This window comes from Streptomyces sp. NPDC048370, assembly GCF_043200825.1.
Classification (GTDB): Bacteria; Actinomycetota; Actinomycetes; order Streptomycetales; family Streptomycetaceae; genus Streptomyces.
Genome location: NZ_JBICYI010000004.1, coordinates 247,207 through 262,241, shown reverse-complemented (window position 1 = coordinate 262,241; position 15,035 = coordinate 247,207). Strand labels below are relative to the sequence as shown.

Below are 15,035 nucleotides of genomic sequence, written 5' to 3'. Positions count from 1 at the left end.
AGAAGGGTCGGGCGGAACGGTCATTCCGCCTGGGCCAGCGGGTCGAGCACCATCGGCTGGATCTTGCCCTCCAGCATCGCGCCGAGCCCCAGGATCGCGCACACGTCGGGACGTTCGGCGATGTGCACGGGCATCCCGGTCGCCTCGCGCAGCATCTGGTCGAGCCCGGGGAGCAGCGCGCTGCCGCCGACCATCATGATGCCGCGCTCGGCGAGGTCGGCCACCAGGTCCGGCGGGCAGTCGCGCAGGATCTTGCCGATGCCGTCGAGGACGGCGGTCAGCGGGGTGTGGATCGCCTCGCGTACGGCGGCGGTGTCGACGGTCACCGAGCGGGCGAGCCCCGTGGCGACGTCCCGGCCGTGGATCTCGGTGTAGCTCGGGCCCTGGAGGGTCAGGCCGTTGCCGCTGAGGGCGAGTTGCAGCGGTCGGACGGACTGGCTGGGCAGCATCAGTTCGTGCTGGTGGCGCAGGTGCTGGATGACCGCGTGGTCGATCGCGTCACCGCCCACCGGGATCCGCTCGGCGGTCACGATGGACCCCAGCGACAACACGGCGACCTGGGTGGTCGCCGCCCCGCAGACCATGATCATGGTCGCGGTGGGCTGCTCGACGGGGAGTCCGCAGCCCACGGCCGCCGCGATCAGGGTGTCGACCAGCTCGACCCGGCGCGCGCCGAGGCCGACGAGGGTCTCCACGGCGGCGCGCTGGGCGAGCGGGTCGCTGTCGTGCGGGGTGCAGGCGGCGGCGCGCAGCCGGGGCTTGCGGCGCAGCTGGCGGCGGAGCTTCTCACCGAGGAGGTGACGGAGCATCCGCTGGGCCATCTCGATGTCGACGACGGTGCCGCCGGAGACGGGTCGGGCGACCCGGATGTAGTCGGGGGTGCGGCCGGTCATCTTCTCGGCCAGGGCGCCGACGGCGATCAGCGCCCCGGTACGGGTGTTCACGGCGGCGACACTGGGCTCGTCGACGACGAGCCCGGCGCCCTTGACGAAGACCCGGGTCCGGGCGGCGCCCAGGTCGACGGCGAGATGGCAACGGCGCAGCTGCTCAAGGCTGACGGTCACGGCAGATCCTCCGGAGTGCGGTGCTGGCACGGAGCGAGGTGGGTGGACGCGCGTTCTGTTCCGGCGGTCCGGCTCGGTGTTTCTGAGCGGCGTTCTGTGGGGCGTTCTGTTCGGCGTTCGTTTCGGCGTTCTGTTCGCATCGTGCGACCGGCTCAGGCGCGGCGCGCGCTGGGATGCGCCGCCCGGGGGTGTCCGGGGGCGTAGGGAGTCCTGACGTCGGGTCAGAGCAGACGCTGCAGCAGGCCCCAGGTGAACTCGGCGGCACCCGGGGTGCCGCCGGGGAGGGTGAAGTCCAGGCGCAGCCGGGTCGGAGCGCTGCCGTCGCGCGCCGAGGCCGGCGGGAAGGCGTTGCCGACCTCGGCGACGGTGCAGCCCCAGGGCCGTAGATCCGCCTCGGTGCGCAGCTCGGGGGTGTGGGAGCCGGGCGCGCGGACCAGGCCGCAGCCCCAGACGTCCGGCGACCGGCGGCCGAGCGGGCCCACCAGGACCTCCCAGCGCAGGTCCGGCCAGAGCGGCAGCTCCCACTGGAGGATCTCGGAGTCGTACCGCTCCACCCGGCGCCGCGCCACGGGCTCACCGAGCGCCGCGCGGTAGCGGGCGAGCTCGCCCGGGCCCCGGCGGGCGTGCGCGCGGGCCTGCCAGCGCCGGTTCGCCTCGCGCATCGCGGTCCGCGTGGCGCCGAGCGCGCGGACGGCGTCCTCGACGAGATCCGGCTGGTGGTCGGCCATCCGGCGGAGCAGGACGAGCTGGAACTCGGTGGGCCCGAAGGGCTCGATCGAGGTCATGCGACCATCCTGCCCGAAGCGGGAGATTCGCGACGACACGCCGTCGACCTGGGGTTTCCTCACAGGATCCTCACGTTCCCGCCTACCTGTGGTGTCCCGTCGACACATACTCTGCGGCAGCCATGGACTACTGCCATCAGTGCCGACGGCATCTCAACGGCGCCCTCGCCTGTGCGGGGTGCGGTACGCCGGTGGAGGAGCTGCGGTACGAGACCCCTCGCGCGACCGAGTACGCGGCCGAGGCCGAGCACGTCTACGAACTGGACGTCGTCGAGCCTCCGCGCCCCGCCTCGGGTGGCGGGCGTGCCGCCAGACGGGCCGCCGTGGCGTCGGCCCCGTCCGGCCGCGCGGCCTCGCGCAAGGGGCGCAGGGCGCGCAGCCGCAAGGGGCGAAACGTTCTGGTGGGCACGCTCGGGCTCGTCCTCGCTGCCGGGGCGCTGAGCCTGACGAAGGCGGCCCTCGACCCGCCGGACGAGGGGGGCGCGGCCAGCGCCGTCCAGGAGGAGGAGGTCGTCGAGACCTCGCTGCCTCCGGTCCCCTCCGAGACCGTGCGGCCGACCGCGACCCGTGGCCCGGTCCGGGTGTCGACCTCGGCCTCCCCGGTCGACAAGGACACGCCCGCACCCGGGCACACGGGCATACCCGGCGGGGGCTCCGGCGGCGGATCCGGGTCGGGCGGCGGCGGGAACGGCTCGGGGAGCGGGGGCGGGACCGGGCAGGGCTCGGACGGTGGTCAGGGCGGGTCGCCGAGCGCCACGCCGTCGGGCTCGCCGTCCGCCTCGCAGCCCGGTGCCACACCGACGGCCACGGGCAGCGGCACTCCCACGCCGCCCGGTTCGCCGACGCCCAGTCCCCCGCCTGCCACGCCGAGCCCGGAGCCCGAGGAAGACTGCTGGCTCATCATCTTCTGCTAGGTCGTGTCCGGAAGTCCGGCCTGGCTCGCGACGCTCGCCAGGGCCGCCAGGGCCGCCAGGGCGGTCACAGCGGTCACCGCACGTCTTCGCCCAGCATCCGCTTCAGCAGGTCCCGCAGGAGCGTCCGCTCGACCTCCGTGAGCTGCCCGAGCGGCTCGCGCGCGAAGTCGAGCGACTCCCGCAGCCTGCGGGCGGTCTCGAGCCCCTCGGGCGTGGGCGCGGCCAGCTTGACGCGGCGGTCGGCCGGGTCGGGGCGGCGCTCGACCAGGCCGCGCGCTTCGAGCCGGTCGACGATCCCCGTGACGTTCGACGGCTCGCATCTCAGCTTCTCGGCGATCTTCCGCATGGCCACCGGCTCCAGGGACAGGAGTCCGAGGACCCGGGCCTGGGCGCCCGTGAGCGCGTGCTCGGAGGCCGCCTGCTCGTACTCCTCGTGGTACCGCGCCACGACCGTGCCGATCAGGTCGACGACTTCGACGGTCAGGGGGTCTGTGCGTGAGGTGGCCATGGGCACCATCGTACCCAGATACTTGACAACATGAAATATCCAAGCGCATTGTTGTTTCAGGTAGTGAAGTAATTCTCGTTCCAGGAGGCAGAGCCGATGTCCGTACTTCCCGCGTCCAGCCGTGAGTGGCACCTCGTCGCACGCCCGCACGGCTGGCCCACCCCGGCGGACTTCGCGCTCCGTGAGACCCCGGTCGCCGCGCCCGCCGAGGGTCGGATCCTGGTCAAGAACCTGCACTTCTCGGTCGACCCGTACATGCGCGGCCGGATGAACGACGTGAAGTCGTACACCCCGCCGTTCAAGCTGGACCACCCCATGGACGGCGGCGCCGTCGGCGAGGTCGTCGCGTCGAACGCGGAGGGCTTCGCCGTGGGCGACCACGTCCTGCACCGCCTCGGCTGGCGTGAGTACGCGGACGTCGCCGCCGAGCACGCCGTCAAGGTCGACGCGAGCCTCGCCCCGCTCTCCACCTACCTCGGCGTCCTCGGCATGACGGGCCTGACCGCCTACGCCGGCCTCTTCGAGGTCGCCTCCTTCAAGGAGGGCGACACGGTCTTCGTCTCCGGCGCGGCCGGCGCCGTCGGCAGCCAGGTCGGCCAGATGGCGAAGATCAAGGGCGCCGCGCGCGTCATCGGCTCCGCCGGTTCCGACGAGAAGGTCAAGCGCCTCGTCGAGGAGTACGGCTTCGACGCCGCCTTCAACTACAAGAACGGCCCGGTCAAGGACCAGCTCCGCGAGGCCGCCCCGGACGGCATCGACGTCTACTTCGACAACGTCGGCGGGGACCACCTCGAAGCCGCGATCTCCTCGCTCAACGTGCACGGCCGCGCCACCATCTGCGGCATGATCGCGCAGTACAACGACACCGAGCCGGTCCCCGGCCCGCGCAACATGGCCATGATCATCGGCAAGCGGCTGCGTCTCCAGGGCGTCCTCGTCGGCGACCACTACGGCATGCAGCAGCAGTTCGTCCAGGAGGTCGGCGGCTGGCTGCGCTCCGGCGAGCTCAAGTACGACGAGACGGTCGTCGAGGGCATCGAGAACGGTGTGGAGGCCTTCCTCGGCCTGCTCCGCGGGGAGAACACCGGAAAGATGATCGTTTCCGCGACCCGTTAGTCTTCCCTCAGCCGTCGCGATCGTGGGCGCGAGTCGCGGCGAACCAGCAGAAGGAAGCACCAGATGTCCATCCAGCACTCTGACGTCCTGTACACCGCCGTCGCCACCGCCGAGAACGGGCGGGACGGCCGGGTCGCGACCGACGACGGTCAGCTCGATGTCGTCGTGAACCCGCCGAAGGCCATGGGCGGCTCGGGCGAGGGCACCAACCCCGAGCAGCTCTTCGCCGCCGGCTACAGCGCCTGCTTCCAGGGCGCGCTGGGCGTCGTTGCGCGCAACGAGAACGCCGACATCTCGGGCTCGACGGTCACCGCCGAGGTCGGCATCGGCAAGAACGACGACGGCTTCGGCATCATCGTCAAGATCTCGGCGACCATCCCGAACGTGGACGCCGAGACCGCGAAGAGCCTGATCGAGAAGGCCCACCAGGTCTGCCCGTACTCCAAGGCGACCCGTGGGAACATCTCGGTCGAGCTTGCCGTCTGAGTTACGCGTAGGCTGAAGAGGGCCGCACCCCGACCGACCGGGGTGCGGCCCTCTTCGTACCGGCCCGCGCGGGGCGCCCGATAGGGTGATCGACATGCGCGATTTCGGGGCCGGCTTCGGTTTTCTGGTACAGGGGCAGAAGTGGGTGGCCCGGCACGGGCGGTGGTTCGGGTTCGGACTGCTGCCGGGGCTCGTGACCCTCGTGCTGTACGTGGGCGCCCTCGTCGGTCTCGGCTACGGAGCCGACGACCTGACCGCCTGGGCGACGCCGTTCGCCGATGACTGGACCTCCCCCTGGCAGGGGCTCTTCCGGGGCTTCCTCACCGGCCTCGTCTTCGCCCTCGGGCTCTTCCTCGCGGTCATCACCTTCACCGCCGTGACCCTGCTGGTCGGCCAGCCGTTCTACGAGTCGCTCTCCGAGCAGGTCGACCGCACCGAGGGCGGCGAGGTCCCCGAGTCCGGCCTGCCGCTCTGGCGCGAGCTGTGGATCTCCGCGCGTGACAGCCTGCGCGTGCTCGCACGGGTCGCCCTGTACGGCATCCTGCTCTTCGCCTGCGGCTTCATCCCCGTCGTCGGCCAGACGGTCGTCCCGGTCGTCGGCTTCTGCGTCTCCGGTTTCTTCCTCGCCCAGGAACTGACCTCCGTCGCCCTCCAGCGCCGGGGCGTCGAGCTGAAGGACCGCCTCCGGATGCTCCGGGGCCGCCGGGCGCTCACCCTGGGCTTCGGCGTCCCCGTGGCCCTCTCGTTCGTGGTCCCGTTCGTCGCCGTCTTCCTGATGCCGGGCGCCGTCGCGGGCGCGACGCTGATGGCCCGCGAGCTGACGGGCGAGGCAGGGACGGGCAAGGACGGGAACACCGCGCAGCCCGTACCGACGGACGCCCCGCAGCCGCACCCGTACGCGCGGCCGCAGGCGCACCACCCCCGCCCGTAACGCCGCCCGGGCGGTTCAGCCCACCTCGGCGAGGGCGAAGCCCTCGCGGTCCGGGCCCGCGTCGGCGATCCGCTCGCCGTCCGGGCCCCAGGCGCCGCTGAGGCCCGGGCACGTGCCCGCCTCGCTCTCGCCGAAGACGTTGGCCAGGACGACGTAGAGCCCGAAGTCCCTGGCCCGCACCGGATACACCTTCTCGAACGAGTCGTTCGCGACGTCGAGCACCGAACTCGCCAGATAGACCGTGCAGTCGTCGGCCACGGCCCGCTCCGCCAGCTCGGGGAAGCGGTTGTCGTAGCAGGTGGCGAGCGCGAAGCGGGTGTCGTCGAGGGTGAAGCGGCCGTCGGCAGTGCCCGGGGCGAAGACCTCGTTCTCGACGCCGTGCAGATGGATCTTGTCGTAGCGGGCGAGCAGGCCACCGTCCGGGCCGATGACGAGGGAGGTGATGGCCGGCCTGCCGTCCCCGGTGAGGACCGGCCCGTTGACGACCGCCGCCGCACCCGTCGCGCGGCAGGCCTCCCGTACCGGATCGAGCCGTGCGTCGTCCTCGGTGAGACAGACGGCGGGGTTGTCGCGGATGAGGGCCGGCTCGTAGCCGGTGAGGGCGAGCTCGGGGAGGACGACGACCCGGGCGCCCTCGGCACCGGCCGCCCGGATCAGGTCGGCCGCCGTACGGACATTGGCCTCGACGTCCCCGGCGACCGGGGCGAACTGCGCTGCTGCGACGATCATGACCGCCATCATCCCGCCCGTCCGGCCCGCGGGAAACCCCTGGACCCCGGCAGCGCCTCGGCCGTCTCGCGGAGCACCCCGAGGAACGCGAGGGCCGCCACCGTCGCCCCCGCCGGGGTCGCCGCGCAGACCCGGCGGTAGGGCACGTCGTCGGGGTGGACCCTGACCAGCGTGACGTCCCGCCGCACGGACGCCGCCGCGAGGGCCGGCACGAGGGTGACGCCCAGACCGGCCGCGACCGCCCCGAGCTTGGCGATCCAGTCGGACGCGATCAGTCCGGTCCGCGGCCGGAACCCGGCGGCGACCGGACGGAAGAGCGTGTCCTCCAGACGCTCGCGGCCGACGATCCACTCCTCGTCCGCCAGCTCGCCGAGCCGCAACGCCCGTCGGCCCCCGAGCGCGTGGCCCCGGGGGAGCGCGACCAGCATCGGTTCGTCGAGCAGCGGATGCAGCGTCACCCCCTCCGGCACGGCGGCGCCGACGGCCGGGGCGACCACCGCGAGATCCTCCTCGCCGGCGACGATCAGCCCCAGGTGCTTGGCCGACGGGCCCTCGGTCCGGGTGACGGCCACGCCCGGACACCGCTCGCGGAACACGGCCTGGGCGCGGGGCACGAGAGACGCCGTGGCGCTGGAGAACGCGCCGAGCCGCAGCAGCCCGCCCTCCAGGGTGCGCAGCGCCTCCAGTTCGGTACGGGCCAGGCCGAGCCGGTCGCGTACCGCCTCGGCGTGCGGCAGCAGCACCCGCCCGGCGTCGGTGAGCCGCACCCCGCGCGGCAGCCGCTCGAAGAGGGCCGCCCCGATCTCGTCCTCCAGGGACTGGACCTGGCGCGAGACTGCGGACTGGGTGTAGCCGAGCGCGCGGGCCGCGGCCGTGAAGGAGCCGTCCCGGGCGACGGCGAGGAAGACCTCGTACAAGCCATGATTCTGCGGCATGGGAGCCATGCTAGACATTCGCTTGTTGCATGGCTCCTCCCTGCCTAGCGTCGAAGTCATGGACAGCAAGCAGAAGATCGCCTTCCTCGGGCTCGGCGGCATGGGCCTGCCGATGGCCCGCCGCCTCCTCGCCGCCGGACACCCGCTGACGGTGTGGAACCGTACGGCCGCCAAGGCCGATGCCCTGGTCGGCGCAGGCGCCGTCCGCGCCGCGACCCCCGCCGACGCCGTCCGGGACGCCGATGTGGTCCTCACGATGCTGGCCGATCCGCCGGCCGCCCTCGCCGTCGCGGACGCGATGCTGCCGGCGCTGCGCCCCGGCACGTACTGGGTCGACACCTCCACCGTCGGCCCGGACACCGTCCGGACCATGACCGGCCGGCTCCCCGAGGGCGTCACTCTGATCGACGCCCCGGTCATGGGCAGCGTGGACCGGGCCGAGGTGGGGGAGCTGCTGATCTTCGCGGGCGGTGACACCGCGCCGGTACGGGGCGTCCTCGACCGGCTCGGTACGACCACCGTGTGCGGTGGGCCGGGGACGGGCGCCGCCCTCAAGCTCGTCCTCATCAACGCCGCCATCGGCGGGGTCGCCCTGGTCGGCGAGGCCCTCGCCCTCTCCGACGCGCTGGGACTGCCGAGGCGGTCGACGCTCGACGCCCTGGCCGCGGGACCCCTCGCGGGCGCCGTCGCCCGGGCCACCGCGACCGGCGCGCACTTCCCGGTCGCGCTCGCCGCGAAGGACGTCGCCCTGGCCACGGCGGTGGCGAAGCTGCCCGTCCTGGAGGCGGTGCACCGGGCCCTGACCGAGGACCCGGCGCTCGCGGGCGAGGACCTGGCGGCGGTCGCGCGTTAGGGCCCGGCGGCCGTCACGCGATAGGGCCCGGCCGCCGACGCCCGCCAGTCGCCGTGCGTCAGCCGCCGTGCGCTAGGAGTTCGCGGCCGCCACCGCGACGATCGCCCTGACCTGGGCGATGATGTCGAGCCGGTTGCGGACGAACTCCGGGTCCGTGACCGTGCCCGACGCAGGGTCCGTGTTGCCCGCGCCGAACTCCAGTACCGGCGTATGGACATGGCCGCCGGGCAGCCCCGGCAGGCCGAGCCGGTCGCGCAGCAGGGTCGCGCGGTAGGCGATCTCGTTGGAGAGGTAGTTCCCGCCGCCGCCCGCGCGGGCCGTGGAGCCAGGCGTCGGACCGGCCGGGCGGTCCACGGGCCCGGCCCCGCCCGCCGGGATCTCGGTCACGGCCGTGTTGTCCCGTACCGGGAAGCGCCCGGTGTCCGCCGCGACGATCGAGGCGTACGGCAGGGTCGTCGCCGTCCACTGGGGCCGCGTGGCCGGGTCGTCGACCGGGACGGTCTCGGTGCGGGAGACGTTCTCGTTGTCCGGGAAGCCGCCCCGCCAGGCCCCGTTGAACCGCTCGATGTCGAAGCGGCCGATCCGGCCCTGGCTGACGGTGGTGAAGAGGTCCACCCTCGGCAGGTGCCCGCGCAGCGTCCGCTCGACCGTGCCGTCGGCGAAGTCCTGCCAGCGGACGGGGAAGACGGCCGTCTCGATCCGGGCGAGGCCACCGTCCGCCGTACGGATCCAGGTGCCGTCCAGGGCCAGCGCGGTGGCCCCCGAGGGGTTGCTGATCCGGACGTCCCGGTCGAGCGTGAACGGGTCGAAGCCGGTCAGCAGGATCCGCTTCACGCCCTTGCCTGCGGGAAACCGGATCGCGTCCTGGCCGCGCGAGGAGCGCTCGAGACGGTCGAGCAGCCGGGCCCGCCCCTCCTCGCCGAGCGTGAACTCCGGCTTCCAGCTCCGCAGTTCACGGGTCATCGCGAGACGCGCCCAATACAGCGGGCGGTCGTCGTCCACACTGAGGTCGCCGCGCACCCGGCGCCCCTGCGCCCGATCGACCGCGTCCCGCCAGAGCTGCCCCCCGTGCCGCGCGACCGCCCGCTCGGCCTCTCCGTACGACTCCGCTCCGGCCAGCGCCCGGGCGAACTCCGGTGCCACGGAGGCGAATCCACCGCGCCGCAGGATCTCCTGGGGCACGGCCCTGCCGAGCCGCGCCTCCTCCACGGTCACGGAACCCGCCGCGGCCGTGGCGGGTGGTGCGCCGAGTGTCAGGGTGGCGGTGATCAGCGCGAGACCGAGCGCTGCGTGACGTATCCGGGAGAGCACGGGCGGGACCTCCGTCGAGTCGGAAACCGGCCCGCGCAGTATCCCGGCTCACCCGCAACTCCCGCTACGGTGCCCTCACTTGCCGCTCGTGTCCCCAAGGTCCCCGGGAGCCCCGCCGCCCTCGCCGTCCCTGCCGTCCCCGCCGTACAGCAGCCGCAGGAAGTCCCGGAACGCCGCCGGCATGTCCACCGCCGCCGGGTCGAGCAGCCACTGGTACTGCAAGCCGTCCATGACGGCCGTCAGGATCGGCGCCGCGCGTTCCGGCGTCAGCCCGCTCGGCAGGCGCTCGCCGAACTCCAGGCGCAGCACGGTCGCCATCTCCGTACGGACCTGGGTGTAGCGCTCGGTGAAGAACCGGCGCGCCGGATGGTCCTCGGTCACGCTCTCGCCGAGCAGCGCCGAGAAGGTCTGCACGATCCCCGGCCGCATCGCGTTGTACTCGACGAGCGAGTCGATCAGGTCGAGCCGCCAGCCCTCGCGCGAGCCCGCGCCGCTCGTGTCCCACTTGTCGCGCTCCGCGAGGACCGCCACGAGCAGGGTCTCCTTCGTGGGGAAGTAGTGCAGCAGCCCCTGCTGCGTCAGGCCGACGCGCTCCGCGACGGCGCCGAGCGACGCGCCCCGGTAGCCGCGCTCGGCGATCACCTCCAGGGCCGCGCGCACGATGTCCGCGCGCCGCTCCTCGCTCCTGGCCCGCACCATCGCCGTGGCCCCCTTCCCCTGCTGTCCGTCCGCCGAAGGTCCCTCGTCACGAGGACCGTACGGCATCCTAAGATCACGAAACAATAACGTAACCTACCGATCTACAGGCAAGAGGTCCACCATGGGCCGCACACGACTTCAACGAGGAGGTACGGCCATGGCGGAGAACAGCGCGGAAACCGTCCGTGAGCAGGCCGTCGAGACGGCACTCGGCAAGCTCGACCTGGATACCAGGACCCGGCTGCTCGGCGGCCAGGACATGTGGTCCCTGCCCGCCGTGCCCGAGATCGGACTGCGGTCGATCGTGATGTCGGACGGTCCGATCGGCGTCCGGGGCGTCCGCTGGACCGCCGACGACCCCTCCGTCGCGCTGCCGTCCCCGACGGCCCTCGCCGCCGCCTGGGACCCGGCCCTCGCCCGCCGCGCCGGCCGCCTGCTCGCCCAGGAGGCCCGCCGCAAGGGCGTCCACGTCCTCCTCGCCCCCACCGTCAACCTGCACCGCACCCCGCTCGGCGGCCGCCACTTCGAGGCCTACAGCGAGGACCCGTACCTCACCGGCGCCATCGGCACCGGATACGTCCAGGGCGTCCAGGACGGCGGCGTCGGCACGACGGTCAAGCACTTCGTCGCCAACGACGCCGAGACCGACCGCTTCACCGTCGACAACAAGGTCGCCCCGCGCCCGCTGCGCGAGCTCTACCTCGCGCCCTTCGAGGCCATCGTCAAGAACGCCCACCCCTGGGGCATCATGACCGCCTACAACCAGGTCAACGGCGTGACCATGACCGAGCACCACGAGCTCGTCAACGAGGTCCTGCGCGGCGAGTGGGGCTTCGACGGCTACAACGTCTCCGACTGGATGGCCGCCCGCTCCACCAAGGGCGACATCGAAGGCGGCCTCGACGTCGCCATGCCCGGCCCGCAGACCGTCTACGGCGAGGCGCTCGCCGCCGCCGTCAGGGCCGGCGAGGTCGAGGAGTCGGCCGTCGACGCGGCCGTACGGAACGTGCTGCGGCTCGCCGCCCGCGTCGGCGCCCTCGAAGGCGCCCCGCCGGTCGTCACCGAGCCCCCTGCCACGATCGACGGCGACGCGCTCGCCCGCGAGATCGCCCGGCGCGGCGTCGTCCTCGTCCGGAACGAGAACGCGGTGCTGCCCCTCGGGAGCGGCACGGTCGCCCTCTCCGGCGCCGCCGCCCGCGATGCCCGGGTCCTCGGCGGCGGCTCCGCCCAGGTCTTCCCCGACCACACCGTCTCCCCGCTCGACGGCCTCACCGCCGCCCTGCCCGAAGGCGCCCTCACCTTCTCAATCGGCGCCGACCCGAGCGACGAACTCACCCCGGCCGATCAGGGCTTCACCCTCCGCGCGGTCTGCCGCGACGCCGACGGCACCGTCCTCGGCGAGGGCTCCCTGCCCAACGGCCAGGTCCAGTGGATCGGCGACGACCTCCCGGCCGGCGTCACCCACGAGGCCCTCGCCTCCATCGAGGTCACCGGCACCTTCACCCCGCGCGAGTCCGGCGAGCACTCCTTCGGCACCCGCGGCCTCGGCGCCTTCACCCTCCGCGTCGCGGGGGAGACCGTCTTCGACGGCCTCCAGGCGATGGGCCCCGAGAGCGACCCCTTCGAGGCGTTCTTCGGCTCTCCCGTCGAGCGCGCCAAGGTCGCCCTCACGGCGGGCGAGAGCGTCGAGGTCTCCCTGCTCCACCCGCTGGACAAGGAGTTCGCGGCCCCGCTGCCCGCCGTCATGTTCTCCTTCGTCCACCTCGGGCCGCAGCGCGACCCCGACGAACTGATCGCCGAAGCCGTCGAGGCCGCCCGCGCCGCCGACACGGCCGTCGTGGTCGTCGCCACCACCGAGCGCGTCGAGTCCGAGGGCTTCGACCGCAAGGACCTCGCCCTGCCGGGCCGCCAGGACGAGCTGGTCCGCGCCGTGGCCGCCGCCAACCCGAACACCGTGGTCGTCGTCAACGCCGGCTCCCCGGTCGAGATGCCCTGGCGCGAGGACGTCGCCGCGATCCTGCTCAGCTGGTTCCCCGGCCAGGAGGGCGGCGCCGCGCTCGCCGACGTCCTCACCGGCGCCGACGAGCCCGGCGGCCGGCTCCCCACCACCTGGCCCGTCGCCCTCGCCGACGTCCCGGTCACCGAGGTCACCCCCACCGACGGCGAACTCGACTACACCGAGGGCGTCTTCATCGGCTACCGCGCCTGGGACAAGGCCGGCACCACCCCCGCGTACCCCTTCGGCCACGGCCTCGGCTACACCACGTGGAGCTACGACTCCCTCGAAGTCACCCCCACCGAGGCGCGCGTCCGGATCACCAACACCGGCACCCGCACCGGCCGCGAGGTCGTCCAGATCTACCTGGCGCCGACGGCGGACGCCGTCGAGCGCCCGGCGCGCTGGCTCGCGGCCTTCGCGAGCGTCGAGGCCGGCGCGGGCGAGAGCGTCGAGACCGTGATCCCGCTGCCCGCCCGCGCCTTCGAGATCTGGGACGAGGAGCGGAACGGCTGGGCGAGCATCCCCGGTACGTACGAGGTCAGGGCCGCGCACTCGCTCACCGACGCGCGCCTCACCGCCACGCTCGACATCTGACGTCCGCGGACACCCTCAAGACCGGCCCCGGGGCGGAACCTGACAACCGCCCCGGGGCTTCCACGCCTTCCTCAGCGCGTGCCGAACCGGAAGACGGTCTCCGAGGCGTACACCTCGCCCGGCCGCAGGACCGTCGAAGGGAACTCCGGCCGGTTCGGCGAGTCGGGGAAGGCCTGCGTCTCCAGGGCGACCCCGCCGAGCTCCGGGTTCGCGTACGCCTGCAGCCCGGGTTCGGTGGTCTCCACGGTCACCGCCCGCCCGGTGTCGGGCGCGTACAGCTCGGCGGCCGGCGAACCGTCCCCGTCGAGGACGAAGTTGTGGTCCAGAGGCACCGAAAGCCGTCCGCCCGTACGGAAGTCCAGCTCCGTGCCCGCGACCTCGGCGAACTCCCCGCTCGGGATCCCCGTCGCGTCGGTCGGCGTGTACCGCCCGGCGGCGATCCGCAGCTCCTGCGCCCCGCCGCCCGGCCTCCAGTACGTGTGGTTCGTCAGCGCCACCACCGTCGGCGCGTCGGTCACCGCCCGGTAGCCGATCCGCAGCGCGCCGTCGGCGTCGAGCGTGTACGTCACCGACACGTCCAGGCGGCCGGGGAAGCCCTCCTCGCCGTCCGGGCTCACCCGGGACAGCCGTACCCCGCCCTCGACCTCCTCCGCGTCCCATACGCGCTTGTCGAAGCCGCGCTCCCCGCCGTGCAGACAGTTCGGCCCGCCGTTGCGGGGGAGGCGGTGGGTCGTGCCGTCCAGGGCGAAGGACCCGCCGCCGATCCGGTTGGCGTACCGGCCCACCAGGGCACCGAAGTACGGCTCCGGATGCTTCAGATAGCCCGTCAGATCCGGGAACCCGAGGGCCACCTCGCCCGGAACGCCGTCCCGGTCCGGCGTCACGACCGACTGCACGATGCCGCCGTACGTCAGCACCCGCACCCGCACGGTGCCCCGCTGGAGGGTCCAGCGCGTGACGTCCGTACCGTCGACCGAACCGAAGGGTTCACCCGTGATCCTCATGATCCGGAACCCTACGCGGGCGGCTCAGGCGCCGTCACCTGTCGATGGGCCAGCTCCGCGAGCCGTGCCTGCCCGTCCTTGCTGGGGTGGAACCAGTCCCAGGGGCTCAGCTGCCCGCCGTCGAAGGGGAAGCCGAACACCGCGCCGCCGTCGTACCGGCAGCGCCGGTCCTTCGCGCAGACCTCCTTCAGCGCCTGGTTGTACGCCACGATCCGGTCCCGCACGGCCGTCCGGCGCTTCTCGGCCGAAGGGCTCAGGTCCTGCGCGTCGGCCAGCATCGAGGCGCAGATCCCCAGCTTCCAGACCTGCCGGCCCAGCGCGCTGTCCTTGCCCCGCGCCCAGAGCCGCTTCAGGTCCGGCACGCTCGACACGTACACCTGTGCCTTCGGCGCGGAGGTCCGCAGGCTCGTCAGCGCCGCCTCGAAGTCCGCGCGGAACTCCGCGACCGGGGTCATCAGTTCGGCCCGCTTCCGGCAGGCGTCGTTGGCGCCCATCATCACCGTCACCAGCTCCGGCTTCCTGGCCCCCGCCCGCGCCATCTGCGCGGGCAGCTCCGCCATCCGGGCCCCCGACCGCGCCAGGTTCCAGCTGCGCTCGGCGACCCGCTCCGGGCCGAGGAGCCGCAGGGCGAGGCTGTTGACGCCGATGTCCGTGCCGGTCGCCCAGGACGCCTCCGGGCAGTCCGCCAGGACCGCACAGGCGTCGTACGCGCGGGTGATGGAGTCGCCGACGGCGGCGACGGAGGCCGGCGTGCGGTCCCAGACGGGGGTCGGCCGCGGCGTGGGGGTCGGCTTCGGCGTCGCCGAGGTCCCGGTCCCCTCCGCCTCACACCCCGTCAGGGTGCCCGCGCACAACAGCGCGACGGCCCCCGCGGCGGCGACGGTCGTACGGAAGGGTCGCCTGCCGCGCATCCCCCTGCGTACACCCCCGCGCATCCCTCGGCGCATCCCCCGTGCCCTCCTTCGGCGTCCGTTCGGCGTCCTGGCGGGTGAAAGCTTCGTGTCCACCGGCCCCCGGACCGACCGTACGTCACCCCAAGGGCGGTGCGGCACGGTAGCTTTTCCCCCGTCGAACCAGAGGCACCTTTGCCAATCGGCTCCGGTAAAT

General features: G+C 73.3%; 15 protein-coding genes. 6 read left to right on the top strand and 9 right to left on the bottom strand.

What is annotated here, in order from left to right; all coding sequences use genetic code 11:
* Positions 1-20 precede the first annotated feature (20 nt).
* A complete protein-coding gene (locus ACGFYP_RS12045) occupies positions 21-1,064 on the bottom strand; it encodes a rod shape-determining protein (protein WP_361966528.1) in 1,044 nt (347 codons plus the stop codon).
* Between the two features lie 221 nt (positions 1,065-1,285).
* Positions 1,286-1,849 carry a hypothetical protein gene (locus ACGFYP_RS12040; protein WP_393490214.1) on the bottom strand — a complete coding sequence of 188 codons (564 nt, stop codon included), beginning with the start codon at positions 1,847-1,849 and terminating at the stop codon, positions 1,286-1,288.
* A 122-nt stretch (positions 1,850-1,971) separates the two neighbouring features.
* On the opposite strand from ACGFYP_RS12040, the gene ACGFYP_RS12035 reads away from it, so the two are divergent.
* Complete coding sequence (locus tag ACGFYP_RS12035; protein WP_393490209.1) at positions 1,972-2,763, top strand: hypothetical protein; 792 nt, start codon at positions 1,972-1,974, stop codon at positions 2,761-2,763.
* 73 nt (positions 2,764-2,836) lie between these two features.
* Here ACGFYP_RS12035 and ACGFYP_RS12030 read toward each other — a convergent pair whose 3' ends face one another.
* Positions 2,837-3,271, bottom strand: coding sequence for a MarR family winged helix-turn-helix transcriptional regulator (locus ACGFYP_RS12030; protein ID WP_393490206.1), 435 nt, complete (start codon positions 3,269-3,271; stop codon positions 2,837-2,839).
* A gap of 96 nt (positions 3,272-3,367) precedes the next feature.
* Here ACGFYP_RS12030 and ACGFYP_RS12025 point away from each other — a divergent pair, with 96 nt between their 5' ends.
* The 3 genes from ACGFYP_RS12025 (at position 3,368) to ACGFYP_RS12015 (ending at position 5,804) form a co-directional block, all read left to right on the top strand.
* Positions 3,368-4,387, top strand: coding sequence for an NADP-dependent oxidoreductase (locus ACGFYP_RS12025; protein ID WP_393490203.1), 1,020 nt, complete (start codon positions 3,368-3,370; stop codon positions 4,385-4,387).
* Between the two features lie 63 nt (positions 4,388-4,450).
* The gene (locus ACGFYP_RS12020) at positions 4,451-4,873 is read left to right on the top strand and encodes an organic hydroperoxide resistance protein (RefSeq protein WP_361966518.1); all 423 of its coding nucleotides are present in this window, start codon (positions 4,451-4,453) and stop codon (positions 4,871-4,873) included.
* A 94-nt stretch (positions 4,874-4,967) separates the two neighbouring features.
* Positions 4,968-5,804: an EI24 domain-containing protein gene (locus ACGFYP_RS12015; protein ID WP_393490195.1), complete on the top strand. Its 837-nt coding sequence runs from the start codon at positions 4,968-4,970 to the stop codon at positions 5,802-5,804.
* Positions 5,805-5,819: 15 nt separating this feature from the next.
* Here ACGFYP_RS12015 and ACGFYP_RS12010 read toward each other — a convergent pair whose 3' ends face one another.
* Entirely contained in the window at positions 5,820-6,533 is a 714-nt protein-coding gene (locus ACGFYP_RS12010; RefSeq protein WP_393490190.1) for a carbon-nitrogen hydrolase family protein, read from the bottom strand.
* 8 nt (positions 6,534-6,541) lie between these two features.
* Complete coding sequence (locus ACGFYP_RS12005; RefSeq protein ID WP_393490183.1) at positions 6,542-7,468, bottom strand: LysR family transcriptional regulator; 927 nt, start codon at positions 7,466-7,468, stop codon at positions 6,542-6,544.
* A gap of 58 nt (positions 7,469-7,526) precedes the next feature.
* Here ACGFYP_RS12005 and ACGFYP_RS12000 point away from each other — a divergent pair, with 58 nt between their 5' ends.
* Positions 7,527-8,321 (top strand): NAD(P)-dependent oxidoreductase, encoded by a 795-nt coding sequence (locus ACGFYP_RS12000; RefSeq protein WP_393490179.1) that lies wholly within the window; start codon positions 7,527-7,529, stop codon positions 8,319-8,321.
* A 72-nt stretch (positions 8,322-8,393) separates the two neighbouring features.
* On the opposite strand, the gene ACGFYP_RS11995 is transcribed toward ACGFYP_RS12000, so the two are convergent.
* Together ACGFYP_RS11995 and ACGFYP_RS11990 are read right to left on the bottom strand one after the other, a co-directional pair.
* On the bottom strand, positions 8,394-9,593 hold the full coding sequence (locus ACGFYP_RS11995) for a pyroglutamyl peptidase (RefSeq protein WP_393490942.1): 1,200 nt from the start codon (positions 9,591-9,593) through the stop codon (positions 8,394-8,396).
* 114 nt (positions 9,594-9,707) lie between these two features.
* A complete protein-coding gene (locus ACGFYP_RS11990) occupies positions 9,708-10,331 on the bottom strand; it encodes a TetR/AcrR family transcriptional regulator (protein WP_393490176.1) in 624 nt (207 codons plus the stop codon).
* A gap of 157 nt (positions 10,332-10,488) precedes the next feature.
* Between ACGFYP_RS11990 and ACGFYP_RS11985 the strand changes: the two genes are divergently transcribed.
* A complete protein-coding gene (locus tag ACGFYP_RS11985) occupies positions 10,489-12,924 on the top strand; it encodes a glycoside hydrolase family 3 protein (RefSeq protein WP_393490172.1) in 2,436 nt (811 codons plus the stop codon).
* 71 nt (positions 12,925-12,995) lie between these two features.
* Here the strand turns inward: ACGFYP_RS11985 and ACGFYP_RS11980 are convergent, their stop codons facing one another.
* Together ACGFYP_RS11980 and ACGFYP_RS11975 are read right to left on the bottom strand one after the other, a co-directional pair.
* Positions 12,996-13,928, bottom strand: a complete 933-nt coding sequence (locus ACGFYP_RS11980; RefSeq protein WP_393490166.1) for an aldose epimerase family protein — start codon at positions 13,926-13,928, stop codon at positions 12,996-12,998.
* Between the two features lie 11 nt (positions 13,929-13,939).
* Positions 13,940-14,839: an SGNH/GDSL hydrolase family protein gene (locus ACGFYP_RS11975; RefSeq protein ID WP_393490163.1), complete on the bottom strand. Its 900-nt coding sequence runs from the start codon at positions 14,837-14,839 to the stop codon at positions 13,940-13,942.
* Between the last annotated feature and the right edge of the window lie 196 nt (positions 14,840-15,035).

Coding starts and splice junctions, on each gene's coding strand:
- ACGFYP_RS12025 (WP_393490203.1), top strand. CDS start 3,368: ATGTCCGTACTTCCCGCGTCCAGCCGTGAGTGGCACCTCGTCGCACGC.
- ACGFYP_RS11980 (WP_393490166.1), bottom strand. CDS start 13,928: ATGAGGATCACGGGTGAACCCTTCGGTTCGGTCGACGGTACGGACGTC.
- ACGFYP_RS12040 (WP_393490214.1), bottom strand. CDS start 1,849: ATGACCTCGATCGAGCCCTTCGGGCCCACCGAGTTCCAGCTCGTCCTG.
- ACGFYP_RS12030 (WP_393490206.1), bottom strand. CDS start 3,271: ATGGCCACCTCACGCACAGACCCCCTGACCGTCGAAGTCGTCGACCTG.
- ACGFYP_RS12000 (WP_393490179.1), top strand. CDS start 7,527: ATGGACAGCAAGCAGAAGATCGCCTTCCTCGGGCTCGGCGGCATGGGC.
- ACGFYP_RS12015 (WP_393490195.1), top strand. CDS start 4,968: ATGCGCGATTTCGGGGCCGGCTTCGGTTTTCTGGTACAGGGGCAGAAG.
- ACGFYP_RS12020 (WP_361966518.1), top strand. CDS start 4,451: ATGTCCATCCAGCACTCTGACGTCCTGTACACCGCCGTCGCCACCGCC.
- ACGFYP_RS11975 (WP_393490163.1), bottom strand. CDS start 14,839: ATGCGCGGCAGGCGACCCTTCCGTACGACCGTCGCCGCCGCGGGGGCC.
- ACGFYP_RS12005 (WP_393490183.1), bottom strand. CDS start 7,468: ATGCCGCAGAATCATGGCTTGTACGAGGTCTTCCTCGCCGTCGCCCGG.
- ACGFYP_RS11990 (WP_393490176.1), bottom strand. CDS start 10,331: ATGGTGCGGGCCAGGAGCGAGGAGCGGCGCGCGGACATCGTGCGCGCG.
- ACGFYP_RS11985 (WP_393490172.1), top strand. CDS start 10,489: ATGGCGGAGAACAGCGCGGAAACCGTCCGTGAGCAGGCCGTCGAGACG.
- ACGFYP_RS12010 (WP_393490190.1), bottom strand. CDS start 6,533: ATGATCGTCGCAGCAGCGCAGTTCGCCCCGGTCGCCGGGGACGTCGAG.
- ACGFYP_RS12035 (WP_393490209.1), top strand. CDS start 1,972: ATGGACTACTGCCATCAGTGCCGACGGCATCTCAACGGCGCCCTCGCC.